This window comes from Variovorax brevis, from assembly GCF_030317105.1.
Classification (GTDB): Bacteria; Pseudomonadota; Gammaproteobacteria; order Burkholderiales; family Burkholderiaceae_C; genus Variovorax; species Variovorax brevis.
This window is the reverse complement of the sequence record NZ_JASZYG010000002.1, coordinates 294,566-319,299: the sequence shown is the minus strand read 5'-3', so window position 1 is coordinate 319,299 and position 24,734 is coordinate 294,566. Positions and strand designations below refer to the sequence as shown.

General features: G+C 65.8%; 22 protein-coding genes. 6 read left to right on the top strand and 16 right to left on the bottom strand.

The window, feature by feature from the left end; all coding sequences use genetic code 11:
- Positions 1–48: 48 nt before the first annotated feature.
- The 4 genes from QTI66_RS06100 to QTI66_RS06085 are packed head-to-tail and all read right to left on the bottom strand — an operon-like array spanning position 49 to position 3,773.
- Positions 49–798: an ABC transporter ATP-binding protein gene (locus QTI66_RS06100; RefSeq protein ID WP_286558172.1), complete on the bottom strand. Its 750-nt coding sequence runs from the start codon at positions 796–798 to the stop codon at positions 49–51.
- Positions 795–1,694 (bottom strand): branched-chain amino acid ABC transporter permease, encoded by a 900-nt coding sequence (locus tag QTI66_RS06095; RefSeq protein WP_444814953.1) that lies wholly within the window; start codon positions 1,692–1,694, stop codon positions 795–797. Before QTI66_RS06095 ends, QTI66_RS06100 begins: the two co-directional genes overlap by 4 nt.
- Complete coding sequence (locus QTI66_RS06090; protein ID WP_286558169.1) at positions 1,691–2,566, bottom strand: branched-chain amino acid ABC transporter permease; 876 nt, start codon at positions 2,564–2,566, stop codon at positions 1,691–1,693. Before QTI66_RS06090 ends, QTI66_RS06095 begins: the two co-directional genes overlap by 4 nt.
- Positions 2,567–2,576: 10 nt before the next feature.
- Positions 2,577–3,773 carry an amino acid ABC transporter substrate-binding protein gene (locus QTI66_RS06085; RefSeq protein WP_286558168.1) on the bottom strand — a complete coding sequence of 399 codons (1,197 nt, stop codon included), beginning with the start codon at positions 3,771–3,773 and terminating at the stop codon, positions 2,577–2,579.
- Positions 3,774–3,982: 209 nt separating this feature from the next.
- Between QTI66_RS06085 and QTI66_RS06080 the strand changes: the two genes are divergently transcribed.
- Positions 3,983–4,948 carry an AraC-like ligand-binding domain-containing protein gene (locus QTI66_RS06080; protein ID WP_286558166.1) on the top strand — a complete coding sequence of 322 codons (966 nt, stop codon included), beginning with the start codon at positions 3,983–3,985 and terminating at the stop codon, positions 4,946–4,948.
- 21 nt (positions 4,949–4,969) lie between these two features.
- Here the strand turns inward: QTI66_RS06080 and QTI66_RS06075 are convergent, their stop codons facing one another.
- The 4 genes from QTI66_RS06075 to QTI66_RS06060 form a co-directional block, all read right to left on the bottom strand.
- The gene (locus QTI66_RS06075; protein ID WP_286558164.1) at positions 4,970–5,296 is read right to left on the bottom strand and encodes a DUF1090 family protein; all 327 of its coding nucleotides are present in this window, start codon (positions 5,294–5,296) and stop codon (positions 4,970–4,972) included.
- 413 nt (positions 5,297–5,709) lie between these two features.
- Positions 5,710–6,264, bottom strand: a complete 555-nt coding sequence (gene xrtQb, locus QTI66_RS06070; protein WP_286558162.1) for an exosortase Q subunit 2 — start codon at positions 6,262–6,264, stop codon at positions 5,710–5,712.
- Between the two features lie 11 nt (positions 6,265–6,275).
- Positions 6,276–7,187, bottom strand: coding sequence for an exosortase Q (gene xrtQa, locus QTI66_RS06065; protein WP_286558160.1), 912 nt, complete (start codon positions 7,185–7,187; stop codon positions 6,276–6,278).
- Between the two features lie 12 nt (positions 7,188–7,199).
- A complete protein-coding gene (locus QTI66_RS06060) occupies positions 7,200–9,284 on the bottom strand; it encodes a VIT and vWA domain-containing protein (protein WP_286558158.1) in 2,085 nt (694 codons plus the stop codon).
- Between the two features lie 203 nt (positions 9,285–9,487).
- On the opposite strand from QTI66_RS06060, the gene QTI66_RS06055 reads away from it, so the two are divergent.
- Positions 9,488–11,854, top strand: a complete 2,367-nt coding sequence (locus QTI66_RS06055) for a penicillin-binding protein 1A (protein WP_444814952.1) — start codon at positions 9,488–9,490, stop codon at positions 11,852–11,854.
- A gap of 592 nt (positions 11,855–12,446) precedes the next feature.
- Here QTI66_RS06055 and creC read toward each other — a convergent pair.
- The 5 genes from creC to QTI66_RS06030 form a co-directional block, all read right to left on the bottom strand.
- On the bottom strand, positions 12,447–13,883 hold the full coding sequence (gene creC / locus QTI66_RS06050) for a two-component system sensor histidine kinase CreC (protein ID WP_286559020.1): 1,437 nt from the start codon (positions 13,881–13,883) through the stop codon (positions 12,447–12,449).
- 38 nt (positions 13,884–13,921) lie between these two features.
- Complete coding sequence (creB, locus tag QTI66_RS06045; protein ID WP_286558156.1) at positions 13,922–14,689, bottom strand: two-component system response regulator CreB; 768 nt, start codon at positions 14,687–14,689, stop codon at positions 13,922–13,924.
- Positions 14,690–14,732: 43 nt separating this feature from the next.
- A complete protein-coding gene (locus QTI66_RS06040; protein WP_286558155.1) occupies positions 14,733–15,554 on the bottom strand; it encodes a methyltransferase, TIGR04325 family in 822 nt (273 codons plus the stop codon).
- 91 nt (positions 15,555–15,645) lie between these two features.
- Positions 15,646–16,089, bottom strand: coding sequence for a Cu(I)-responsive transcriptional regulator (gene cueR / locus QTI66_RS06035; RefSeq protein ID WP_286558154.1), 444 nt, complete (start codon positions 16,087–16,089; stop codon positions 15,646–15,648).
- Positions 16,086–16,280 (bottom strand): heavy-metal-associated domain-containing protein, encoded by a 195-nt coding sequence (locus QTI66_RS06030; protein ID WP_286558153.1) that lies wholly within the window; start codon positions 16,278–16,280, stop codon positions 16,086–16,088. The genes cueR and QTI66_RS06030 overlap by 4 nt, the downstream gene beginning before the upstream one ends.
- Positions 16,281–16,385: 105 nt before the next feature.
- On the opposite strand from QTI66_RS06030, the gene QTI66_RS06025 reads away from it, so the two are divergent.
- Positions 16,386–18,638 (top strand): heavy metal translocating P-type ATPase, encoded by a 2,253-nt coding sequence (locus tag QTI66_RS06025; RefSeq protein ID WP_286558151.1) that lies wholly within the window; start codon positions 16,386–16,388, stop codon positions 18,636–18,638.
- Positions 18,639–18,665: 27 nt separating this feature from the next.
- Here the strand turns inward: QTI66_RS06025 and QTI66_RS06020 are convergent, their stop codons facing one another.
- Positions 18,666–19,802 carry an SGNH/GDSL hydrolase family protein gene (locus tag QTI66_RS06020; protein ID WP_286558150.1) on the bottom strand — a complete coding sequence of 379 codons (1,137 nt, stop codon included), beginning with the start codon at positions 19,800–19,802 and terminating at the stop codon, positions 18,666–18,668.
- Between the two features lie 243 nt (positions 19,803–20,045).
- The gene (locus QTI66_RS06015) at positions 20,046–21,149 is read right to left on the bottom strand and encodes an alkene reductase (protein WP_286558148.1); all 1,104 of its coding nucleotides are present in this window, start codon (positions 21,147–21,149) and stop codon (positions 20,046–20,048) included.
- A 192-nt stretch (positions 21,150–21,341) separates the two neighbouring features.
- Here QTI66_RS06015 and QTI66_RS06010 point away from each other — a divergent pair, with 192 nt between their 5' ends.
- A complete protein-coding gene (locus QTI66_RS06010; RefSeq protein ID WP_286558147.1) occupies positions 21,342–22,538 on the top strand; it encodes a YbfB/YjiJ family MFS transporter in 1,197 nt (398 codons plus the stop codon).
- A 24-nt stretch (positions 22,539–22,562) separates the two neighbouring features.
- On the opposite strand, the gene gstA is transcribed toward QTI66_RS06010, so the two are convergent.
- Positions 22,563–23,171, bottom strand: a complete 609-nt coding sequence (gene gstA / locus QTI66_RS06005; RefSeq protein WP_286558146.1) for a glutathione transferase GstA — start codon at positions 23,169–23,171, stop codon at positions 22,563–22,565.
- A gap of 169 nt (positions 23,172–23,340) precedes the next feature.
- On the opposite strand from gstA, the gene QTI66_RS06000 reads away from it, so the two are divergent.
- Together QTI66_RS06000 and QTI66_RS05995 are read left to right on the top strand one after the other, a co-directional pair.
- Positions 23,341–23,526 (top strand): DUF1328 family protein, encoded by a 186-nt coding sequence (locus QTI66_RS06000; protein WP_286558144.1) that lies wholly within the window; start codon positions 23,341–23,343, stop codon positions 23,524–23,526.
- 202 nt (positions 23,527–23,728) lie between these two features.
- On the top strand, positions 23,729–24,601 hold the full coding sequence (locus QTI66_RS05995; RefSeq protein WP_286558143.1) for a transglutaminase-like domain-containing protein: 873 nt from the start codon (positions 23,729–23,731) through the stop codon (positions 24,599–24,601).
- The last annotated feature ends 133 nt before the right edge of the window (positions 24,602–24,734 follow it).

The window sequence follows — 24,734 nt, the reverse complement described above, 5'->3', positions numbered from 1 at the left end:
CTCGCGTCCGGCTGAGCGTTGCGCGTGGGAGAGTGGGCGTTGACAGACTCATACGACCGTCCCCGCTGCGATTTCGTCACCCAGGTACGCCTCGATGACCTCGGCATTGCGCACCACGTCGCGTGGCGTGCCGTCGGCGATCTTGCGGCCTTGGTGCAGCACCATCACGCGCTCGACATAGCGCAGCAGCGTTCCCACCGCGTGCTCGATCCAGATGACGCTCAACTGCCATTCGTCGCGCAGCCGCCGGATGCGTTTGGCCATGGCGTCGACTTCCGTTTCCGTCAGGCCGGCGGCCACTTCGTCGAGCAGCAGCACGCGTGGTCGCGTGCCCAGCGCCATGCCGATTTCGAGCAAGCGTTGCTGCGACGGCGTGATGTCGCCAGCACGTTGCGCGGCGAGCGCATCAAGGCCCAACATGGCAAGGATGTGGTGTTCGCTGGAGAGCCCTTTGGGCGCGGCGCGATGCCGGCCGGCGAACTGCATGCCGAAGCGCACGTTGTCCATCACGCTCATGTCGGCGAACACGCGCGGCGTCTGGAAGGTGCGCGCGATGCCGTGCGCTGCAAAGTGATGCGGGCTGCGGCCGGTGAGGTCGTCGCCGGCCACGATCAGTTGACCGGAGGTCGGCGGGATCACTCCCGACACCGCATTGAAGAAGGTGGTCTTGCCGGCGCCGTTGGGGCCGATGATGCCCACGAGCTCGCCTGCATCGAGCGTGGCGTTGACCGCATCGACGGCGGTGAGACCGCCGAAGCGCACGGTGAGGTTTTTGGCTTCAAGCAAATGTTGCGTCATGGCTTGGCCGCCTTGCGTTGCCACAACGACGCGAGTCCGTTGGGCAGGTAGAGCACGCACAGCACCAGCAGCAGGCCGAGCACGAGCATGTAGCCGTAGGGCAGTTGCAGCCGCAGCGTTTCTGCGAGCAAGCTGAACACGATGGCCGCGAGGATCGGCCCGCCGATGCTGGCCGCGCCACCGATCAAGGCGATGAGCACGGTCTGGAAGCCGATGAAGGGGCTGAACACGGCGGGCGGATCGATATAGGTCCAGCGAACAGCCATCGCTGCGCCGACCGCGCCGGCGAAGAGGGCCGTCAATGCGAAACCGGCGATCTTTGCCATGCGCGTGTCCACACCCAGCGTCTGCGCACGCTGTTCGTCCGCGCCAATGCCTGACAGCGCGAGGCCGAAGCGGCTGCGACGCACCAGCACGGCGACGGCGATGGACAGCACCGCGATCACGAACATCGTGAGGTAGACCGTCGTCGCTTCCGGCACCGTCATCAAGACACGGCCCACCGTACCGGACACCTGCTTCTCCACATAGGTGACTGCATGGCGAATCAACTCCGTCATGCCGAAGGTCAGCACGGCAAAGTAGGTGCCGCGAAGGTGCAGCACCGCCGCGCCCATCAGCACTGCAATGACCGCGGCGACCGCTGCGCCGCACACGATCACGAGCGGCCACGGCAGCACATCGAGCAGCACGGCGGTGGTGTACGCGCCGATGCCGAAAAAGGCCGAGGTTGCGAGCGAGAGATAGCGCGTGGCACCACAGAACATCGACCAGCTCGTGGCCAGTGCGATGTACATGAGGCAGCTCAACGCCAGCGACACCGCGAACTCTGAACCGAGCCAGGGCAGAGCAGCGGTGGCGAGCAAGGCCACGCCGATGAGAACTCTCGCCATCATTTCGAGAACAGGCCGTTGGGCCGCCACACGAGCACGCCGATGAACACCGCGTACGACAGCAGCATCTTCAGCGACGGGCTGCTGAAGTGCATGCCCAGCGCCTCGACGACGCCCAGCAGCAGTCCGCCCGCCAGACTGCCAGCGATGCTGCCGAAGCCACCCAGTGTGATGACGATGAGCGCGGTCACCGTGTACGGCTCACCCATCGAAGGATTGATTTCATAGGTCATGGAGAGCAAGGAGCCTGCGACACCCGACAGGCCGAGGCCCACGCCGAACATCAGCGGATGCAGGCGCTTCGTGTTGATGCCAACGAGCTGCGCACCGGTCGGCGATTGCATCAACGCGCGCACGCCTTTTCCGAGCAGCGTGAACTTGAGCAGTGCAATCGCACCAAGGCTCAGCGCCAGCGCGATGCCGAACAGCACGAGCTTGTTGGCCGTGAAGCGCATGCCCGCCACTTCGACCGGCTGCGCCAGGTATTCATAGCCGCGCAGGTCGCCGCCCCAGATCAACAGCGCCGCGTTCTGCACCGCGAACATGAGTCCGAAGCCCACCATCAAGCTGCGCGCCTCGAACACATCGACCGAAGGCGCGCGTGCGGCGAGACGACGGAAGCACAGCGTGTGGATCAACATGCCCAGCGCACACAGGATGACGAAGGCCATCGGCATCACCAGCAGCGGCGACCACCCGAAGGCGGTGTGCGCCCACCAGGTGATGAAAGCCCCGAGCATCAGGAACTCGCCGTGCGAGATGTTCATGATGCGCATGAGCCCGTATTGCAGGTTCAGGCCGATGGCCACCAGCGCATAGACGCCGCCGGTGATGAGGCCGCCTGCAAGCAGTTCGGCCCAGGAGGTCAGGGACACGTTGTAGCTTTCAGGACTTCCACGCGGGTTTGGGCGCTTCGAGCTTGGCGGTCGCGCGGTTGAGCGGCCATACCACTTCGAAGTCATTGCCTTGCCACTGGCTCACGGTGCCGGGAATCGACGCGTTCTCGCCATGCTCGAAGCGGATCGGCCCGAGGATGGTGGGGAACTCGTTCTTCGCGATCACGTCGCGCAGCGCCTTGCGGTCAAGGCCCGCCTTCTGAACTGCCTGCTGCATGATCTGCAGGCCGGCCCAGCAATGGCCGCTGGCCCAGCGGTCCGGCTCCTTGTTGAACTTCTTCACGTGCGCTTCGAAATAGGCCTTGGCGGCGGGCGAGGTCTTCACGCTCCACGACCCCATGCCGATCACGCCCTCGGTGTTGGCTTGCATCACGTTCTTGTAGAGCTGGAAGGCGGTGCCGACCGACGCGTAGAAGAACTTCGGGTTGAAGCCGATCTCGCGCGATTGGCGGCTCACCAGCAACGTGTCCGGCGGGTAGGTGATGCCGATGAACGCGTCGGGGTTCAGGTCCTTGATGGTCCGCAGTACCGGCGCGAGATCTTTCACGCCGAGCGGGTAGCTCTTGCGCTCCAGCACCTGGATCTGCGTCTTCTTCAGCGCGTTGTTGAGCGCGGCAAAGTTCTCCAGGCCGAAGAGGTCGTCCATATAGACGATGGCAACGCTCTTCACATTGTTGGCCACCAGCATGTCGACCAGCGCGCCCATCATCTTGTCAGGCTGTTGCAGCAGCGAGAAGAAGTAGGGCAGGTTCATGTCGATCAACTTGCGCGACAGGGCGGTGGGCGCGAGCAGCGGATAGCCGAAGCGGTTCGCCAGCGGCGCGATGGCGAAGTTGGCACCCGAGCCCCAGGGCGGCAGGATGAGGTCGACCTTGTCGCTGCCCATGAGCTTCTCGAAGGTGCGCACGCAGGTCTCGGTTTCGCTGCGGTCGTCGTAGCTGATGAGTTCGATGGGCCGCTTGGTGCCTTTCACGTCGAGGCCGCCGGCCGCGTTGACCTGTTCGGCCCACAGCAAGTAGTTGGGCTCCTGGCTCACCTGTGCGCCCGCGGCCCAGGGGCCGGTGCGGGCGATGGCGTAGCCGATGCGCACCGGCCCGCTCTGGGCGAACAGCGTCGGTGCAACGGCGGCGGCGCCCAGCGTGGTGGCGGTGCCCTGGATCCAGCGGCGTCTTGTGGGGTTTTGCATGTCGTGTCTCCTTCGCGGGCGCTATGGGGCTCGCTACGGCCATCGTAGGAATCAAGCGCGCGTCCTGCTTTGCCGCCTGCGCACAAAGTGCTTGACCGAGCGCGCACGACGGTCGGGGTTAACCCTCGCCATTGGGGGCATTGCGGCGGCAACACAATTCAACAGTTGTTTTCGTTGTCCGAAAAGCTTGATTCGAGGAGGTGGGGCCCATGTCGGCATCCACGGTTTTGTCGACTGACGCGGTGCCGCCGCGCGAGCGTGCGCCGGTGTGGCGCGAGTGGGTCTGGCGCCATTTCGGCGGGCTGGAGTCCGACCTGTATGGGGACACGGAATTCGACGGGCACATCGCGGCCTCGCGCGCCGGCGACGTGATCCTGACGCGGCTGGAAGCCAACCGGCACCGCGTGCTGCGCTCGGCGCAGATGGCGCGGGCGAGCGAAGGGGGCTACTTGAAGATCGTGGCGCCCTGGCAGGGCAGCGCGGCGGTCGAGCAGCGCGGGCGGGAAGCCTGCGTGCGCAACGGTGGCTGGACCATCTACGACACGACCGGCGAATACATGGTCGCCAACCCCGAGCGCACGGATCACCTGATCGTGATGGTGCCCAAGGCGCAGGTCGCCGCCCCCGGCCTGCCGCTGCAGGACCTGATGGCGCGCCGCGTCGGCGGCGCCAGCGGCATCTCGCGCGTGGCGCTGGAGACGATGCGCAGCACTTACCAGGAGCTGCCGAACATGAGCGAAGCGGCAGCGCGTGGTGCGGGTGAACTGATCATGCAGCTGGTGCGCCTGTCCCTGATGGAACTGGCGGGGCAGCAAACCGCGGTGACGCAAAGGGAGGCGCTGAAGGACCGCATCCGCAGCCATGTCGCGACGCACCTGCGCGACCCGGCGCTGTCGATCGACGGCATCGCCCATGCGCTCAACTGCAGCAAGCGGCACCTGCACAACGCCTTCTCCGACGAGGACGACACGCTCACCGAATACATCCTGCGCCAGCGGCTGGCCGCCTGCATGCGCGCGATGCAGGACCCGGCGAACGCGCACCGGGCGATCACCGACATTGCGATGTCATCGGGCTTTGGAAACCTGTCGCACTTCAGCCGGGTGTTCCGGCAGCAGACGGGAGGGAGTCCGAGCGAGTTCCGGCGGCAGGTGGGGCTGCGGCGGACCTTGTGAGCGCGCCGGCGGGGCGCAGTATCACGGTGCGCCTTCCTTCAACTTGCGCAAGTGTTCTTCGGCGCGCTGCAGTTCTTGCCGCAGGTCGCGTACTTCCTTCTCCTGCCGCTCGATCTGCTCGGCACGCGTGGCGCCGGAACTGAGCGACGCGCAATGCGTTTGAAGTGCGGCCAGGGATTCCGCGAGCTGCCGCCGGCGCAACATCTGGCCCCTGGAGCGGGCATCGTCGATGTCGCGCGTCAACGTGGCCTCTTGCGCCTTGCAGTCGGCGGCATTCGACGGCGGCTCCGGTTGGGCGGAGACGTCGATTGCAAAGACAAATGCGATGACGGCGAGGCAGCGTTTCAAGGTCGGGCAGACGCATGAGTGGAAAAGTCCAGTGTGCCAGTCTCGCGGCGCGATGTGTGTTCCGACAGCAGACGTGTGGACTTCCGGGGTGGGTCGCTTCGGCCCGCCTGATTCGCGCCCAGCCAATGCTTGAGGTTCACGTCTGACTCAAAATGGAGCCAAATGGGTCGCGACGTCGCGGCCGGCGCTGGGCTTCTGAGGCATCTCGGAGGCCCTTCTGCTTTGCGGCCGCGGAAAACCTTGCACCCCTTCCGGTCCATGCCGGACAGCTTTCACGCAGACCAGGTCATCAACGCTTTCGCAAAGTACCGCAACGCCACCACCGCCGGCGCACCCAGCGCCACCCACGACAGCACATCCCAAGGCCCGACACCCACCAGCGCGGCGAAGCGGCCGACCGCCGTGCTCGCAGCTCAATCGATCGCATGGGCCACGGTCACGGCCTGCCACGGCCCCGCCGATGTGCCGACAGTGGCCGCCCAGAACCATGACGAGGTGTCGGTGAAGGCCACGCCACTGGCGTCGACGATGCGCTCGCACACGCGCAGCTTGCCGGTGCCTGTACGCTCGGCCACGAAGCAACGCCACAAGCGCTCTTGCGCATCGCGCTCCAGCCGTGCATCGCGAATCCGGAATCCCAGTGCGCGGTAGCAATCGGTGGCCGGATGCAGCATGCGCGTGGGCGCAGTCACCTGGCGGAACACCAGCGTTTGCCGCCCGTCCGTCTTGCGCGCCATGGCGCCCGGAAAGCGCTCGGCAAAGCGTTGCTCCACGGGGCTCAAGGCCAGCGGCCGAAGCATGGCGCCGTCCCACTGGTTCGGCCATTCGTCGCGGGTGGCAACAGTTGCCAGTGCTGCCGGCGCGCGCCACGCGCTGGCGAGCGACCAGGCCATGCACAGCAGCATGACGAGCGCGAACGCCGCCTTGTGTGCAATGCGGTGGGTGAAGGTGTTCGTGAAGACCGACATGACGGTTTCCCTCATGCGGCGCGGGCGCGGGCGAGGTCGAAGGGGCGCGGCCGCGTGCCTGCCATCGGCTTCTTGCGCGACGTCGTCATCACCCATGCGATGCCGCCGCATACGAAGGCGAGCGTGAGCAGGCCGAGCGCCTCGTGCAGCCATGGCGCCGGCGTGTGGCCAGCACCTTCGAGGGCCACCAGCACGCTGTTGCGCACGATGTTTCCCGCCATGACCAGCACGCCCACCGCCGGCAGGCGCAGGAGGAAGGCGCGGTCACTGCGACGCGCCCACAGCGCGACGGCACACGCCGTGAAGTATCCGAGCCATGCCATCTGCACGCCCGAGCAAGGCGCATCGACGATCACGAGTTGGCCGTCGACCAAGAGGCTCGATCCTTCGCGCGCAACGTCGAAGCCCGGCGCCAACAGCCAGCGACTGGCCTCCGCCGTGATCACGCGCAAGGGATAGCCGGCGTAAAACTGCAGCGAGGACAGCAAGGGCAAGGCCAGCACCGCCAGACCAACGACCGGCCATGCGGCGACACGCCGGGGCAACGTCGCGAGCAAGGCGGCTGCGATGGCCAGCACCGCGATCAGGCCCGCGGCCAGTGGCGGCAGTGCAGGCAAGGGGCCCGCGCCGGTGCGCAGCAGCGTGGCGGCCAACGTGCCGAGCGCGGCGATGGCAAACCATCCGAGCCGTGGCGCTGCGCGCAACTCGCGGCGATGCGACCACGCCAGCAGCGCGAGGGCCCCGATGGCGAGCAGGCCAAGCGGATCGTCCGAGCCATCGTGCATGCGGCAAGCCATCCACCACCAGGTCGGCGCCAGCGCTGCCGCCTGCAAGCCAAGCCATGCGGCGGCCGGCGCGCGGTCGAGATGAATGCCGGCATCGAAGAGGCGCGGGTGCGTTTGAGCAAATGTTGTGAGAGACATGGCGCACCTCCTTCAGTGCGTGAGGCGACGTGCATCGAGGCGTCGCGCGCGCCGGCGCAGCATCGCCAGCATCGAGAGCACCACGGCGATGGCGCCAAGGCTTTCAGGCTCCGGCGTGCTCGGCACTTCCGCACCGGGGCTTTGCGCCAGCGCAAGTTCGCTCACGCCCTTGGGCAGGGGTTGCGGCTGGTCGACGCTGGCGCTGGCTTGCGGCGCGGCATTTCGCACCACCTGGTCGACGGCAATGAAGCTGGTGTACTGCGTCAGCAGGCTGTAGCGCAGGCCGAGGTCGGTGATGTCCTGCTTCAGCGCCTTCGAGCCATCCAGCGCTTCCTGATCGCTCAGGCTCGCGATGCGGTGGCGGGCCCACAGGCTGCGCAGCGCAACGGCGTCCTGGCGCGTGCCTGCCTCGATGCGCAACTCCCGGCGATAGGGCCCTTCCGCGCCTTGGCCTTCGATGACGACACTGCCGTTGGGCTCGCCGCGCCACTTGCCGAAGACGATGACCGGGCGTTCACCCAGCACGTCGGGCAGGGCGGCTGGTTCGACGTCGTACACGTCGAGGCCGTTGAAGCGTGCCTTGACCTGCGTGAGCACCGGCGACTCGATCATGCGGCGAAAGCGCGCCGCTTGGGCCGGCGCCTGGATCGGGTCGGTGACGACGAAAGGCTCGCCCATGCCGGCACGCGCCAGACCTTCGATCAGCTCGCGGTTCACGGCGCTGCCGATGCCGAAGGCGAAGAGGTTGGCTTTGGAGAGGTTCTTGCGCACCAGTTCGAAGGCTTCGCGCTCCACCGTCACGTAGCCGTCGGTCACGACGACGATGGTGCGCGACACCTTGTCGCTCTTGGGCTCTGCGTACGCGCGATGGAGTGCGGGAATCAGCTCCGTGCTGCCGCTGCCCTGAAAGCGCTCGATGGTGGCCAGCGCCTGGTCGATGTTGGCGCGCGTGGCGGGCACCGAGTGCGGCGACAGCATCTTGTTGCTGCCCGAGAACAGCAGCACGTTGAAGGTGTCGCTGGGCCGCAGTCCGCCGATGAGGCGCTCGAGCACCTTCTTTGCGGTGTCCAGCGGAAAGCCGTGCATCGAGCCGGAGATGTCGACCACGAAGATGTAGTCGCGCGGCGAGATGACGCTGGCCGCGATGGATTTGGGCGGCTCGACCATCGCGAGGAAGAAGTTCTCGGCCTTGTCGCCTTGCCCCTTGTAGAGCATGAGGCCCGACTCGATGGTGGCGCCGGCAAGGCGGTAGTCGAGCACGAAGTCCCTGTTGGCGTTGTGCGCGTCCGCCGCGAGTTGCACATCGGCGTGCGTGGAGTCGTCGTTCTTCTTTTGAACGTCGATCGCGTGCGTGCCCGAACGGATTTCCTTGATGCCGATCGGCGTGTCGATCGCGACCTTCAGCGCGAATGCCGTGTTCGGCGCCTCGCCGGCACGCAAGGTCGGCTGTGCAACCCATTGGGCCTGCGCGTTGCCCGATTGCGGGCTGTTGTAGCGCGGCCCCACGACCGTGGGAAACACGAACTGGTAGTTGCCGGCGTGCGGAACCAGCAGTTCGTTGTAGCGAAGCTCCACCTTCACTTCATCGCCCGGCAGGATGTTGGCGACGTTCATCTGGAACACGTTGGGCATGTGCTGTTCCAGCAGCGCGGCCGTTTTGCCTTCGCGCTTCGCGTTGTCGTACTCGGTGCGCGCCTGTTGCTTCTCGCGGATTTGCGCGGTAATGAGCCGGTCCGCCAGACGCACGCTCAGGCCGTTGACCGCAGCGCGTGTCGAACCCGGAAAAACGTACTTCGCTTCAATGGCGCGCGTGCCTTCGTTGCGATAGGTCTGCGTGACGCGCACGTCGGCAATCACGCCGGAGATCTTGACGTCGACGTCGGTGTGCTTGAGCGGCAGGCGATCCAGCGAAGGGTCGTCGCTCTTGACGAAGAAGTAGGGGCTCTCGGTCTTCTCGCGCGATGAAGGTGCTTCCTGTGCGTGCAGCGGTCGTGCGAGCAGCAGCACGAAGGCCATGCCCGCCAGCCACACGGTCGCAAGCCAGAGCCATCGGCCGCGCCTGCCTGTTGATCTTGTTGTTGTTGCATTCGCTTTCATGTCCTCGTTCCCTCGATGTGGTCGTGCAACGGTGCACGGCGGTCACTGTCGGACGCGGACTCGAAGGCAGTGGGAAGACTGTTGGAGAAATGGGCAGCGTTGTGTGAAGTCTGTGTGAAGTGAATGCGGCCAAGTCCTTCACATGTGCTTCTGCAACTGCGTTGAAGATGTCAGCATCGATATGACCCGAGAAGAATGAACCCGTGCCTGCCCTGAACCGAAAACTCACGCCCTCGAAAGTCTTGTTGTGGGGCGCCGCCGCGGTGACCGGTGGCGTCGCTGCGCTCGTGCTGGGGCTCGGCGTGACGGCGGCGGTGATCTCGCCGAGCTTGCCCGACGTGTCCGAGCTGGCCAACTACCGGCCCAAGTTGCCCTTGCGCGTGTATTCGTCCGAGGGTGTGCTGATTGGTGAGTTTGGCGAAGAGCGCCGCAACCTCGTGCCGATGGCCGAGATCCCGAAGGCCATGAAGGATGCCGTGGTGGCGGTGGAGGACGCACGTTTCTATGAACACGGCGGCGTGGACACCATCGGGCTTGCGCGCGCAGTGCTCGCCAACCTCCGGCATGGCGTGCACCAGGGCGCATCCACCATCACGCAACAGGTGGCGCGCAACGTGTACCTGAGCTCCGAGCGAACCATGAGCCGCAAGTTTCGCGAGGCGCTGATCGCCTTGCGGTTGGAGCAAGGGCTGAGCAAGGACCAGATCCTGGAGATCTACCTGAACCAGATCTACCTGGGCAATCGCGCCTATGGTTTCGCCGCTGCATCGGAGACCTACTTCGGCAAGCCCTTGAAAGACATCACGCTGGCAGAGGCCGCGATGCTGGCCGGGTTGCCGAAGGCACCCGGTACGAACAACCCGGTGAACAACCCACGCCGGGCGCGTGCGCGTCAGTTGTATGTGCTCGATCGCATGCAGGCGGTGGGTGCCATCACGGCGGATCAGGCGGCGGTGGCAAAGCAGGAAGAACTGCATTTGCGCGACCCCGCCGATCCGGGCCGGCTGCATGCAGAGTACGTGGCCGAGTCGGTGCGTCAGATGATGCAGGAGCAGTACGGCAACAGCACCTACACGAGCGGCTTCAAGGTCTACACCTCGCTTGTCGCGGCCGATCAAGCCGCTGCCTACAAGGCGCTGCGCCGTGGCATTTTGGACTACGAGCGGCGTCAGCCCTGGCGCGGTCCGCAGGCGCGGGTTGAACTGCCCGCTGCCGACGCTTCTCCCGCTGATCTGGATGACGCGGTGGACCTTGCCTTGGCCGACCATGCGGACCACGACGATGTGTTCGCGGCCGTGGTGCTGGTGGCGAGCACGAAGGAAGTGAAGGCGGTGCGCCGCGATGGCGAGGTGCTGAAGATCGTGGGCGAGGGCCTGCGTCTTGTGCAGCCGGCGTTGTCGGAACGCGCGGCGGCGAACGTTCGCATTCGTCGCGGCGCGGTGGTGCGTGTCGTGAAGTCGGCTGCGGGTGCGTGGGAGATCACGCAGTTGCCCGAGGTCGAAGGCGCATTCGTGGCGCTCGATCCGCGCGATGGTGCGGTCAAGGCACTGGTGGGCGGCTTCGATTTCGGCAAGAGCCAGTTCAACCATGTGACGCAGGCGTGGCGGCAGCCGGGGTCGAGCTTCAAGCCATTCATCTATTCGGCGGCGTTGGAGAAGGGCTTCACGCCGGGCACGCTGGTCAACGATGCACCGCTCTTCTTCGACCGCGGAACGACGGGCGGAAAGCCGTGGGAGCCGAAGAATTTCGACGGGACATTCGCAGGGCCGATGACGCTTCGCCATGCGCTGGAGCAATCGAAGAACATGGTGACGATTCGCGTGCTGCAATCGATCGGCACCAACTACGCGCAAGACTGGATTGGCAAGTTCGGTTTCGAAGCCGACAAGCATCCTGCGTATCTGCCAATGGCTCTTGGCGCAGGCTCGGTGACGCCGATGCAGATGGCCGCGGGCTATGGCGTGTTTGCCAACGGTGGCTATCGCGTGAGTCCGACGCTGGTCACGCGCATCACCGACTACCGCGACAAGCTGTTGTTCGAGGCGCAGGCGCCGGCGCGCGACGACAGCACGCGCGCGATTCCGCAGCGCAATGCGTTCATCATGAGTTCGCTGTTGCAGAGCGTGGTGCGCAGTGGCACGGGCGCCAGGGCGTATCAAGCGCTCAAGCGTGAAGACCTGTACGGCAAGACAGGCACGACCAACGATTCGGTCGACACGTGGTTCACGGGCTTTCAGCCGACGATGGTGGGTGTCGCGTGGATTGGCTACGACACGCCGCGTCAACTCGGCGTTCGCGGCGAGACGGGCGGCAGCTTGAGCCTGCCAGTGTGGACGGGGTACATGCAGGCGGCGTTGAAGGGCGTTTCAGTGTCGAAGATGTCCGTGCCCGATGGCGTGGCGATGGTCGATGGCGAGTGGTACTACGACGACTACACGCCGGGGCGCGGGATTGCGAGCCTGGGTGTTGAGAGCGAAGACGTTGCGTCGGCGGAGTCACTGGCTGCGGGGCCGGTGGGGCCTGTGCCGTCGTTGCTGGAGCGCAGCCGGATTCTGGATTTGTTTCGGTAGGTTGTTTTGGCTGTTTGCTTGGGTTGTGGCGCTCGCTTCAGGGGACGCCCGGCATGCGATGGCCGCTGGGCGCCTTCACTGTGGCGGTCCCTGCGGGACTGCCTTGCGCTGCTCGCGTTTCGCGGGGTCTCGCAGAACTCGCCTGCGGCTCAAACAGCTGCGATCCTGATCCCGCGAAACGCTGCGCTGCTCAGCGCCACAGAGGCGGCGCCCAGCGGCCATCGCATGCCGGGCTCCGGGGAGGCGCGAACAGTGTGGATCGTTCTGTCGGAACTGCGCGTCACTCAAGCGCAGTGGGTAGCGCCAGCGGTGCGCGCACTCTTTCCCTTGGTGACGGCTGTTGATGCGGACAGTTCACCCCCACCGTGCCCAGCGTCGGTGGGCGGTATGCCTGTGGGCGGCTGTTGAGCCTCGGGCGAGCACCGCAAGGAAAGGCGGAAAGAGGGCCGCAGCTGTTTGAGCGGAACGAAGTGCAGCGAGTTCTGCGGACCCCGCCTTTCCTGAGGAGCAGCAGCGAAGTCCGAAGGACCCGAGGCGTCAGCCGCCCACAGGCATACCGTCCGCCGACGCGCCCCCACGCACCGCAACAAGACTAGTGCGACAACAACGGCAACGTCAAAGTAGCCAGCGCCCCACCACGCGGCGCATTCGCAAGCTCCACCCGCCCACGATGCAAGGCCGCAATCTCCTTCACGAACGCAAGACCCAAGCCCGTGCTCTTCTTCTGACTGTGCGGCCTGGCCAACGAATAGAACTTCTCGAACACCTGGTCCTTCGCATACTCCGGAATGCCAGCCCCATGGTCGCGCACCGTGATGCGCGCCTCGCGTGAGCCCACGTGCAAGGCCAACGCCACCTCCGCGTCCGGCGGTGAAAAATCGATGGCGTTGTCCAGCAGGTTGCTCACGGCACGACGCAGGAGAAAGGGATCGCCTTCCACGCGTGCGCCACTGTCAATGGCCACGTGCAAGCGGATCTGGCGCGCCGCTGCAGCGCCTTGTGCGCTCGCCGCCACCTCTTGCAGCAAGGGCGCGAGCGACACCGTTTCGCTTCGTTCCAGTGCGCGTTGGGTTTCCAGCGCGGTGAGCTCCATCATGCGATCGACGATCTCCTGGATGCGCTGCGTCTCGCGCGTGATGTTGCCCAGGAAGTGCTCGCGTTCCGCCGGGGGCATCTCGCTCTCCTGCAGAAGCTCTGCCGCACCCCGAATCGCCGAGAGCGGGCTCTTGATCTCGTGCGTGAAGGTCTGCACGTAGTCGGCGACATAGCTGCGGCCGGTCAGTGCATCGCGCATCTCGCCCATGCCACTGCGCAAGGTGTCGATGGCACGGCGCACCATGCGCGATGGGCTCAAGGTGCGCTGCATGCGCATCCAGCGCAGATAGTCCGAGATCAATCCAAAGGGCCGCACGAGCCACACCGACATGATGATCGCAAGCAGCAACAGGGCCAGCGCCGAGCCCACGCCAACCCACAGCGTGCGCGCGCGTGCGTCATCGACGAACTGGCCGAAACTCTGCACCGGCTTGCCCACGCTCACCACGCCGACGATTTCGTCACCCCAGCGAATCGGAGCGGCGGCGTACATCACCGATGTCAGCGGATCGCCTTGGATGTCGCGCGTGGTGCGTGCGCCATAAAGGCCCGCCAGCGCCTTGGTGACGTCGTTCCACTGCGAATAGTCGGCGCCTGTTTCGCGGCCCGTCGAATCGAAGATCACGCGGCCCTTTCGGTCGGTGACGTACACGCGCATCTCGACATGCGTCTTGTGCAGGTTGTAGATCTGCGCCGAAAACTGTCGCGCATATGCCGAACGAAACATCGGCTCCAGGCGCGAGACGTTGATGGCGCCGGCGATCACGTCCTGCTCGACCATGCTCGCCATCAGTTGGGACATTTCGACCAGCGACTCCTCCGCCGATTCGCGATAGCGCGGATCGATGTCCGCCACCACGCGATAAAGCAGCAGCGCAATGCCGGCGGTGTAGATCAGCAGGATGCCGATGAAGATGCGCGTTCGTCGCGACACCGCGCCTGCCGTCGGCCTGTCGCGCGTTTTCTTCATCGTCACGTGAGCCGTGTCGGAAGGTCTTCGTTCAGCGCGTAGCCGGTGCCGCGCAGGGTGCGGATCGGCTCCACTTGCGGCGCAATCTCGCGCAGCTTGGCGCGCAGCGTCTTGACGTGCGCATCCACGGTGCGGTCAAAGCTGTCGCTGGCATCGTCCCAGACCTGTTGGAGCAATTCGTCGCGCGTGAACACGCGGCCCGGTCGCTGGATCAACAGGCGCAGCAGGCCGTATTCATAGCGCGAGAGTTCGAGCAGGCGGCCGTAGTAGCGGATCTGCATGCGTTCCACGTCGAGCACGAAGGGCTTGGCGGGCGGTGCAGCGCTTTCGGGAGCGACGACACTTGCAGTCGTAGCCGTGCGTTCCGGCGCTCCGTGGGTCCGTCCGCTTCGCCGCAAGATCGTGCGCACGCGGGCGACGAGTTCGCGGGGCGAGAAGGGCTTGGCGATGTAGTCGTCCGCGCCCAGTTCGAGGCCGACGACGCGGTCGATCTCGTCGTTGCGCGCCGTCAGGAAAAGCATCGGCACTTCCGGCCCACCGCTCTCGCGGTTGATGGCCTGCAGTCGCTTGAACAGCTCGAAGCCGTTCATGTCGGGCAGCCCCACGTCCAGGATGGCGATGGCGGGCGGTTCGGCGGCAAACTGCGCCATCGCCTCTTGCGCGGTGGCGCACCACACCGGCGCGAAGCCGTCGCTCTTGAGCACGTATTGCAGGGTGTCCGCGATGCCGGATTCGTCTTCGGCGATCAGGACTCGGAGCTGGAAAGACATGGGGCCGATGGTAGCGGGCCACCGCCCACGCTCGCCGCCCGATTCAGGCCACGCTCTCGTGCGCGAAATAGAAGCCGTGGAAATGGTCGAGCGTGTGCTCGGGGTGGAACGGAATGCTCGTGGAGTTCTGCAGGCACTTCCAGCGGTCGACCACGCGGTAGCCAATCCCTTTCATCGCCTGCACGAACTGCGTGTCATTGAGGATGTGGTACGGCCACACGGCAATGCCGCTGTTTTGCAAGGTCACGAAGCTGGCGTTCGGCGTCAACGGCAGGCGGTTGATGAGGACGTGCTTCGGCGCGTTGGCCAAGCCGCCGAGCGTCTGGTGCAGCGGCGTGTCGATGTACTGGATGGTGCCGGCGGTGAAGAGGATGTCGGCGCCGTCGACTGCCTTTGAATCGGTCGTGAAGCTCAGTTGCGTCTCGCCGCGGTCACGGGCCACCTGGCGGCCGAACTCAGCGGTGTCTGGCAGTTCGCACACTTCCCAACGCAGGTTGGGCGGCAACTGAAGATAGGGCTTGAACGCCAGGAAGGTGACGCCGACGCTGCCGCCCAAATCCAGTACCCGGGTGAAATTCTGACCAACTGGCGACTGAAAAATGCGGGTTAACCAGAACAGCGGGGGGTAGTCATGCGGTAACAAAACCTGTTTATCTGTTAGCCACTTGTGTTGATCCATTTCGAAACGTGGCGCCTCGCCGTGCAACCGAACGAACTCGTTGGCGCTTTCAAAGGAGTCGAAAACGCCCCAATGGAGGTTGCGCCAGTCGCGCGCGCTGAAGAATCGCCGCTTTTGCAGGGCACTGCGGACCGGGCGGGGGATCAAGGGCCCCACCGTCCTCATGGCTGCGCTTTGCAATGACATTTGTTTCGTCCGTAAAGAGTACTCACATGACGTTACGAATCATCGGCTGGCGTGAATTAGTGCGCAAGTGGCCATTCGGATAGGCAAGGGATCAGTAGGGAGATGCGCGAGCGACGTTGATTCCGGCGAGGTCGTCCAGGATGGGGCATTCGGGACGCTCATCCCCCACGCAGCTGTCCAGCAGCACCTGGAGCGTTCTCTGCATGCCTTGCAATGCCGAGATCCGCTGCGTCAGTTCGGCCAGATGGCCTTCCGCGATGCGCTTGACGCCGGCGCTGGCGCGGCGCTTGTTGTGCCAAAGATCGACCAGCTCGCCAATCTGGTCCATCGAAAAACCCAGGTCACGGGCGCGTTTGATGAAGCGCAGCGTGTGGACGTCCGCCGCCGTGTACTGGCGGTAGCCGCCGTCGGTGCGTGCCACGGCGGGCAACAGGCCCAAGCCCTCGTAGTGGCGCACCATTCGGGCGGAAACCCCGGACTGTCGGGCTGCCTCGCTGATCGGAACGGGTAGCAGTTCGGGCGTATCAGCGCTCATCGTGCCTCATACCCCGCGTTCGCGACGGCGGCGATCAGGGCTTCGCGCGGTTGTTCACTCGAGGTTTCGAGGCGACCGGTTTCAAGATCGACGCGGACTTCGGCTTGCGGGTCAATGGCAAGGATGGCTTTCTGCACTGCGCTGACACAGTGTGCGCAACTCATCCCTTCAACCTGTAATTCCTGGCTCACCTTGCATGCTCCTTCTATTGGCTGGTTCGAGTCTTGACCCTGACATGGTGTAAAGGTCAAGAGAACACTTGACCTTAGCATCGTGTGTGCACTTAGGCTCTCAAGATGATTACTTCGGACGCTTCGCCGCAATTGCTGGATCTTTCTGTGGCGGGAATGACATGCGCGTCATGCGTGAAGCGCGTAGAGCGCGCGCTCAGGCAAGTGCCCGGCGTGCAGGACGCGACCGTCAATCTGGCGACGGAATCGGCGCGTGTCGTCGCGACCCCGGCGCCTGACATGGACGCGCGTTTGCGCAGGGCGGTGCGCTCGGCCGGCTATGAGCCGCGCGATGCTGCTTCGCAAGCGTCCATGCATGACGCATCGCCCTGGGCGGGCTTCGCCCCCGTGGCCGCGGGCCTGGTGTTGTGCGTGCCTTTGCTGGCGCCGATGCTGGGTGAACTCCTCGGCTTGCATTGGATGCTTGCACCATGGGTGCAACTGTTGCTGGCCGCACCGGTTCAGTTCTGGCTGGGGGCGCGCTTCTATCGCGCAGGCTGGCATGCCGCGAAGGCCGGCACCGGCAACATGGACCTGCTGGTGGCCTTGGGAACGAGCGCCGCGTTCGGGCTGTCGCTGTGGCTGTGGTGGCGGGCTCCCGCGGGTGTGACGCCACATTTGTACTTCGAGGCATCCGCCGTCGTCATCACGCTGGTGATGCTGGGCAAATGGCTGGAGGTGCGCGCCAAGCGGCAGGCGACGTCGGCGATTCGCGCGCTGCAGTCGTTGCGGCCTGAGCTTGCACACCTGATTGGCGCGACGGGCGAGTCGGACGTGCCGGTGGCGGAGCTGCTGCGCGGCGACCGGTTGTCCGTGCGGCCGGGTGAGCGCGTGCCGGCCGACGCCCGCGTCATCGAAGGCCAATCGAGCGTCGACGAGTCGATGCTCACCGGCGAGCCGCTGCCCGTTGCCAAGGCGCCGGGATCAGGCGTTACGGGTGGCTCGGTGAATGGCGAAGGCCGCTTGGTGGTCGAGGTGCGCGCTGTCGGTGCGGAGAGTGTGCTGGCCCGCATCATCCGGCTGGTGGAGGATGCGCAGGCGGCCAAGGCGCCCATCCAGCGCCTGGTCGATCAGGTGGCTGCAGTGTTCGTGCCGGTTGTGCTGTTGATTGCCGCGGTGACGCTGGCGGGCTGGCTGCTTTACGGCGCGGGCACCGAGGCGTCGTTGATCCACGCCGTCGCGGTGATGGTGATTGCTTGCCCCTGCGCCTTGGGCCTGGCGACGCCGGTGGCGGTGATGGCTGGCACCGGCGTGGCGGCGCGGCGCGGCATCCTTGTCAAGGACGCGCGTGCGCTCGAACTGGCGCATCGCGTCGATACCGTCGCATTCGACAAGACAGGTACGTTGACGCTGGGCAAGCCGACGCTCACCGCCCTGGTGCCTTTGGCGTCGGACGCAGGGGAGGCCGCCAGCGCCGACAGCTTGATGGCCATCGCGGCCAGCCTGCAAAGCGGCAGCGAGCATCCGCTGGCGCGCGCAGTGGTCGCGGCGGCGGCGCAGCGTGGCATCGCACCGATTGCGCCGCGTGATCTGCATGCATTGCCCGGACGCGGCGTGCGCGGCCGAGTGCAGGTGCCCGGCGATGCTCACCCGTCCTGGCAGGACTGGGCCATTGCCAGCCTGCGCTGGGCCGACGCGCTCGATGCCACCGTCGATGCAGTCCACTTGGCGTCTTTCCATGAGCGCGGCGAGACCGTGTCGGTCCTGCTGCAATTTGACGAGGCGGGCGCAGCGCACGCACGCGCATTGCTGGCCTTTGCGGACGAAGCCAAGCCGGGCGCCCGGCAAGCGGTGATGCGCCTGCGCGAGCGCGGGCTTCGCGTCGTGATGATCTCCGGCGACAACAGGCGCGCGGCGCAGGCGCTTGCGGCGCGGGTCGGAATTGCCGCGGAGGATGTCCGAGCCGAGGTCTTGCCCGGCGACAAGGCCTCTGCCGTGCAGTCGCTGCGCGATCGCGGCCATGTGGTGGCGATGGTGGGCGACGGCGCCAACGACGCACCGGCGCTGGCGGCGGCCGATGTCGGCATCGCGATGGCCAACGGCACCGACGTCGCCATGGAAGCCGCCGGCATCACGCTGATGCGAGGCGACTTGGCGCTGGTGGCCGATGCGCTGGACGTGTCCGGGCGCACCGTGGCGAAGATCCGCCAGAACCTCTTCTGGGCCTTCGCCTACAACGTGGCCGGCATTCCACTGGCCGCGTTGGGCTTGCTCAGCCCGGTGGTGGCCGGTGCGGCGATGGCCATGTCCAGCTTGAGCGTGATGACCAACGCCTTGCTGCTCAGGCGCTGGCGGCCGGCGGCACGCAGCAAGTCGTAGCCGCGCCGCCGTGCGATCGCGCGGAACTCAGCCCGGCTTCTTCGTCGTCGACTTCAGCAGGTTCAGCGCTGCGTCCGAGAAGATCTTGTGGCCGCGTGGCGTCGGATGGAACGCGTCAGACCACAGGTACGTCTGTGCGGCGTCCGGCGCGACGAGCGTGGCGCTGGTGCAGAAGGCGGCGCTGCTGGGCACGCAGGCCGGGGCCGTGACGTTGACCAGGCCGAACTTGCCGGGGTTCGCCACCGCGTCCGCCATCTCCGGTGCGATGTCCAGGTAGGTGACGCCTGACAGGCCGGCGATGCCCGCCTTGAGGATCCGGTTGAAGGTCGTCGTCCACGCGGTGATCTGCGAGGCGGGCACGGGCGTGTAGCAACCGGTCGCCTGGTACGCGCTGCTCAGGTAGTAGGCGCCAAAGGGATTGCCACTCCAGTCCGACGCCGCCGCCACCAGCACCACGGGTGCGCCGTTGTCGTGAATCTTCCTGATGTTGGCGACCTGCGCGTTGGCAGCTGCTTCGATCTGCGACGTCGCGATGGCAAGGGTCGTCGCATTCGTGCCGCCGTAGCCGGTGCCCGGGCCGTTGTCTTCCGTGCCCCAGCACACCGCGCTGAACTGCGCGTAGGTGTCGTTGCCGCCGCCGTCCACGATGACGAGTTCGTTCGACGGGAACTTGCTGTGCGCGGCCAGGTAGCGGTTGACCTGTTGCGAGACCGGTGCCACGAGCTGGTTGTTGCCGATGCCGCTTTCGCTGGGCAGCGCATCGACGCGCGCGCCGCCTTCGGCATAGCCGTTGCCGCCGATGACTGTGGCCGTGCCCACGCCTGCCGACGCGTTGCCGCTGGCTGTGGCGTCGAGCGTGAGCGAGCGGTTGGGGCTCACCGTGAGTCCGTAGAAATCAGCGATGTTCTCGACCCAGACTTTGCCGGGGTTGACGGTGAACTTGCCGGGGTTCGCCGGATCGCCGGTGGCGGCCTTGTAGGTGCCCACGTCGCTCAGGCTGTCGCCGAATACGGTGACGGATTGGATGGCCGTGCGTGTGTCGGGCGGGGTGGTGTCTTGCGTGTTGTTGCTGCCGCTACCGCCGCCGCAGGCCACGAGGCCGCTGGTCAACACAACGCTCATCGCCGCAGCGGCCAGGGTTTTGCTGCCGGTCGTTCTTTTCATCGCTCAAGTCTCCGTTTGTGGTTGTCAGAATCAGTGCCCGGAGGTTTGGGCACTGGCAGTGATTCTTGCCAGCGAAACGTGATGCGATGGGTCGCCAGAACGACAAGCGTGCGGTGGCGTTGCGCGATGACGCACACGCGCAACATTCGTTGCAAGTGCCAACAAAAAAGGGCGCACTCGCGATGAGTGCGCTCCTTCGGAGCTGACGGCGCGAGGGCCGTCAAGCCGCCTTGATTTCCGTGCTCAGGCGAGCGCCGGATAGTCGATGTAGCCCTCGGCGCCGCCGCCGTACATCGTCGCCTTGTCCAGTTCGTTCAGCGGCGCGTTTTCGCGCAGGCGGCGAACCAGGTCGGGGTTGGAGATGAAGGGCTTGCCGAAGGCCACGAGGTCGTCGCCTTCCTTTACGGCCGTTTCGGCCAGCGGCTTGTCGTAGCCGTTGTTCACCATCCAGGCGCCCTTGCCGCCGGCGGCGCGGTAGGCGGCCTTCAGCGCTTCGTAGTCGAACGGGCGGTCTTCGATTTCCCGCGGACCACCGGTCGCGCCTTCGATGATGTGGATGTAGGCCAGGCCGAGCGGGGCGAGTTGCTTCACCACGTAGTCGAACAGCGGTTGCGGGTTGTCGTCGCGCACGTCGTTGGCGGGCGTGACGGGCGACAGGCGAATGCCGACCTTGCCGCCGCCCACCGCGTCGACGATGGCGCGGGACACTTCGAGCAGCAGACGGGCGCGGTTCTCGATGCTGCCGCCGTAGTCGTCGGTGCGCTGGTTGCTGCCGGTCTTGAGAAACTGGTCGAGCAGGTAGCCGTTGGCGCCGTGGATCTCGACGCCGTCGAAGCCGGCCGTCTCGACCGCGTTGCGCGCGGCTGCCGCGTAGGTGTGGACGATGCCGGGCAGTTCCTCGGCCTTGAGCGCGCGCGGCTCGGAGGTGGCGACGAAGGTGGGCACGTTGTCCTTGATGAGCACGGTCTTGGTCTTGGCCGTGATTGCGGAGGGCGCGACGGGCTTGCCGCCATCGGGCTGCAGTTCGGTGTGCGAGACGCGGCCCACGTGCCACAGCTGCACGACGATCTTGCCGCCCTTGGCATGCACGGCGTCGGTGACACGTTTCCAGGCATCGAGTTGCTCGCTGCCATAGAGGCCGGGAACGTCGGCATAGCCCTGCGCCTGGTGGCTGATGGCGGTGGCTTCGGTGATGAGCAAGCCGGCGCTGGCGCGCTGCTCGTAATAGGTGGCCGTGATGTCGCGCGGCACCGCGTTGGGCGAGCGGTTGCGCGTGAGCGGTGCCATGACGATGCGGTTGGCGAGATGCAGGTCGCCGGCCTGGACGGGGTCGAAAAGCGTGGTCATTGTTTTGGGTTCCCGGGTTGCGAAGAAAACGCGCCCAGCGTACGGCGCCGGCGGCAACCGTGCTGCGGTGGGGTTGTGGCTTTGGTGCTAGGAAGAAACGGATGCGAATGTGCAAGCCCGCCATGCGATGCCGCAGAATGCTTTCGCACGCCCGATGACTCCATCCACTCCACCATTTCCATGCAGCCCGCGATGACGACTGAGCGCGCGTTGTGGGTGGCACTTGCGCTGTCGATGGGCGCGGCCGTGTCGCTCGGGCTGGCGCGCTTTTCCTACGGCTTGCTGTTGCCGCCAATGCGGGCGGACCTCGACTGGAGCTACGCGCTGGCGGGCGGCATGAACACCGCCAATGCGGTCGGCTATCTGCTCGGCGCACTGATGACGCCGGCGCTGATGCGGCGCCATGGCGCGACCCGGTTGCTGGTCGTCGGCGCCGTGCTCACGAGTGTGTTCATGGCCGGCAGCGGATTCGTGACGGCCGCCCCCGCGTTGTTGCTGCAGCGCTTGCTGGCGGGGCTTGCAAGCGCCTGGGTGTTCGTGGCCGGCGGCCTGCTCGCGGCGCGGCTGGGCGCGACGCAGCCTTCGCGCAGCAGCTTCCTGCTGGGGCTCTACTACGGCGGCACGGGCTTTGGCATCCTGCTGTCGGCGTTGATGGTGCCGGCCGTGTTGCAGGCCGCCGCTGGCGTGATCCATGGATGGGCTTGGGCCTGGTGGGCGTTGGCCTTGGCCAGTGCCGTGGGCACCGCCTTGCTGGCGTGGGCGGCGCGCGTGATGGCGGGGCAGGGCGCGGTCACCGCCGCGGCAACGGACAAAGACACGCCGCAGCCGCCGCCCGTGCCCTTGCATCGCTTCGGTTGGGCGCTGGCTGGCTACACGCTCTTCGGCGCGGGCTACATCGGGTACATGACGTTCATCATTGCGCTGCTGCGCGAGCAGGGCGCGAGCGCGGGCTTCATCACGCTGTTTTATTCGCTGCTCGGCGTGGCCTGCGTGGCGTCGTCGCGCCTGTGGGCCGGCTTGCTCGACAGCTTCCGGGGCGGCCAGCCGCAAGCGATATTGAACATGATGCTGGGCGTCGCGACCTTGCTGCCGGTGCTCAACCCGTCCTTGCCGGTGGCGCTGGCGTCCGGCGTGATGTTCGGTGCGGTGTTCCTGTCGGTGGTGGCGTCGACCACGGCGCTCGTGCGTCACAACCTGCCGCAAGCGCATTGGGCGCACGGCATCAGTGCCTTCACGATCGCCTTCGCGCTGGGGCAGATCGTGGGGCCGACGGTCACCGGATGGATCTCCGACGGCGCCGGCGGGCTGGCACGTGGCCTGATCGTCTCGGCCGGCACCCTGTGGCTCGCCGCCGCGCTGGCCTCACGCCAGCGCGCGCTTCACCATTGATAAGGCACCGCGCGGCCCGGACGCCTATTTCAGCAGGCCTTCCGCCTTCATCGCTTCCTGCACTGCTGGGCGTGCGCCCACGCGGGCGTGCCATGCCGAGAGGTTCGGGAAGCCGCTGATGTCGATGCCGGTCGGCTTGGTCCAGTTGGTGACGGTGAACAGGTAGCCGTCGGCCACGCTGAAGTGGTCACCCATGAGGTACTGCTTGCCGGCGAGCTGGCCGTCGAGCCACGTGTAGCGGCTCTTGAGCTTGTCCTTCGAGATGACCTTGTATTCCTCGGGCGTGGCCGGGTTGAACAGCGGGCTGAAGGTCTTGTGGATTTCGGTGCCGATGAACGTCAGCCATTCCTGCAGGCGGTAGCGGCCCATCGTGCCCGCGGCTGGCGCGAGGTTCTTGCTCGGCACCTGGTCGGCGATGTACTGCACGATGGCAGGGCCTTCGCGCAGTCGCGTGCCGTCGTCGAGTTCGAGCATCGGAACATAGCCCAGCGGATTGATGCCGTAGTAGTCGGTGCCGTCTTGCAGCTTGTGGCTCTTGGTGCTGGCCAGCACGGGTTCGAAGGCAAGGCCGGCTTCGTGCAAGGCGATGTGCGGCGAAAGCGAACAGGCACCGGGTGAGTAGTAGAGCTTCATGCAATTTCTCCAGGGTTGGCATGGATGGGCGAACGGGCACACATCCTAGCGCCTGCGCCGCGCGAGCTTGTCCTACGGGCCATTGCGCGGCGAGCCGATGGGATGGGGTGCCCATGCTCCATACGCTGGCTCCACTCGCGGTTTTGACGCCGCATTCAGGAGGTCTCTCATGTTGAAGTACGCAATCATCTTCGCGATCATTTCGCTGGTGGCAGGTGCGCTCGGTTTTGGTGGTTTGGCTGCGGGCGCGGCCGGCATTGCAAAGGTTTTGTTCGGTCTGTTCCTGGTCCTGGCCGTCGTGTTTCTCGTGCTCGCGGCCTTGGGGGTCGGCGCTGTCAAGAAAGCGCTGGACTGACATGCCTCCGCTATCGCTTGTTCAAGGGCCGCGCAGGCGTTCGGTTTCTGACCTGTCGCCTGCGCAGCGCGTCGTACGCGTGCTGCAGGTGACGCAGATGAACTGGAAGGTGATGCAAGACCGCAAGCGTCGCCGCGACACGCGCTCGTCTTCCTCATCTTCGTCCATGCAGAACGTGCTCGAGCACGCAACCTGAGTCCCCATGCACACATCTCACATCGAAGCGGTTCTGTCTTATGAAGTCAAGTCGCCGGCGCATTTCCTGTTGAACGTCGAGACCGCGCGCTGGGACGGGCAGACGCCCCTGCAGGAGCAACTGCGCATCGAGCCGCCTGTGGAGGTGCGCACTTTTTGCGACGAGAACAACGGCAACCGCTTCGTGCGCTTCGACGCGGCGCCGGGGCCGTTGATGGTTCACTACAAGGCGACGGTGCGGCGCGCTGCCGTGCATCGCCCGGCCTTGCTCGACGAGGTGCCGGTGAACCAGTTGCCCAACGACGTGCTGCACTACATGATGCCCACGCGCTATTGCGAGTCGGACGTCATGGCACGCGCGGCGCAACAGTTGTTCGGCGACCTGCCGCAAGGCATCGGCCGCGTGCAGGCGATCTGCGACTGGATCCACGAAACCATCGCCTATGAGCCGGGCAGCAGTGACTCGACGACCACAGCGCGCGAAGTGTTCGTGCAGCGTGCGGGCGTGTGTCGCGACTTCGCCCACCTGGGCGTCACCTTGTGCCGCGCGCTGAACATTCCGGCGCGGCTGGTCGTGGGCTATGTCTGGTTCAGCGAACCGCCGCAGGATTTCCATGCCGTGTTCGAGGCGTGGCTGGGCGGGCAGTGGGTGCTGTTCGACCCGACACAGCTCGCGCCGGTGGATCGGCTCGTTCGCGTCGGCACGGGGCGTGACGCCAAGGACGTGGCCTTCAGCACCATGTTCGGCGCAGTGCTCATGCGCGAAAAGACCATTGCCGTGCGGGAAGAGCAGAACGCGCTGGTTACGCCGCCACCGATGCCTGCGGCGACGGGAGAACTGGTGGGCATCGAGAAGCCGGTGCCGGTCGCGACGGCTTGAGTCGTTGATGCTATAAAAAAGATAGCGCGCGATTAAGCTTTGGCCGAGGCTGCCGCCTAGCCAGGCGATAGGCCCATTTGGGCGGACAGGTGCGTCAAAACCCGCGGACGATTAAAATCGTGGGTTCCCCCCG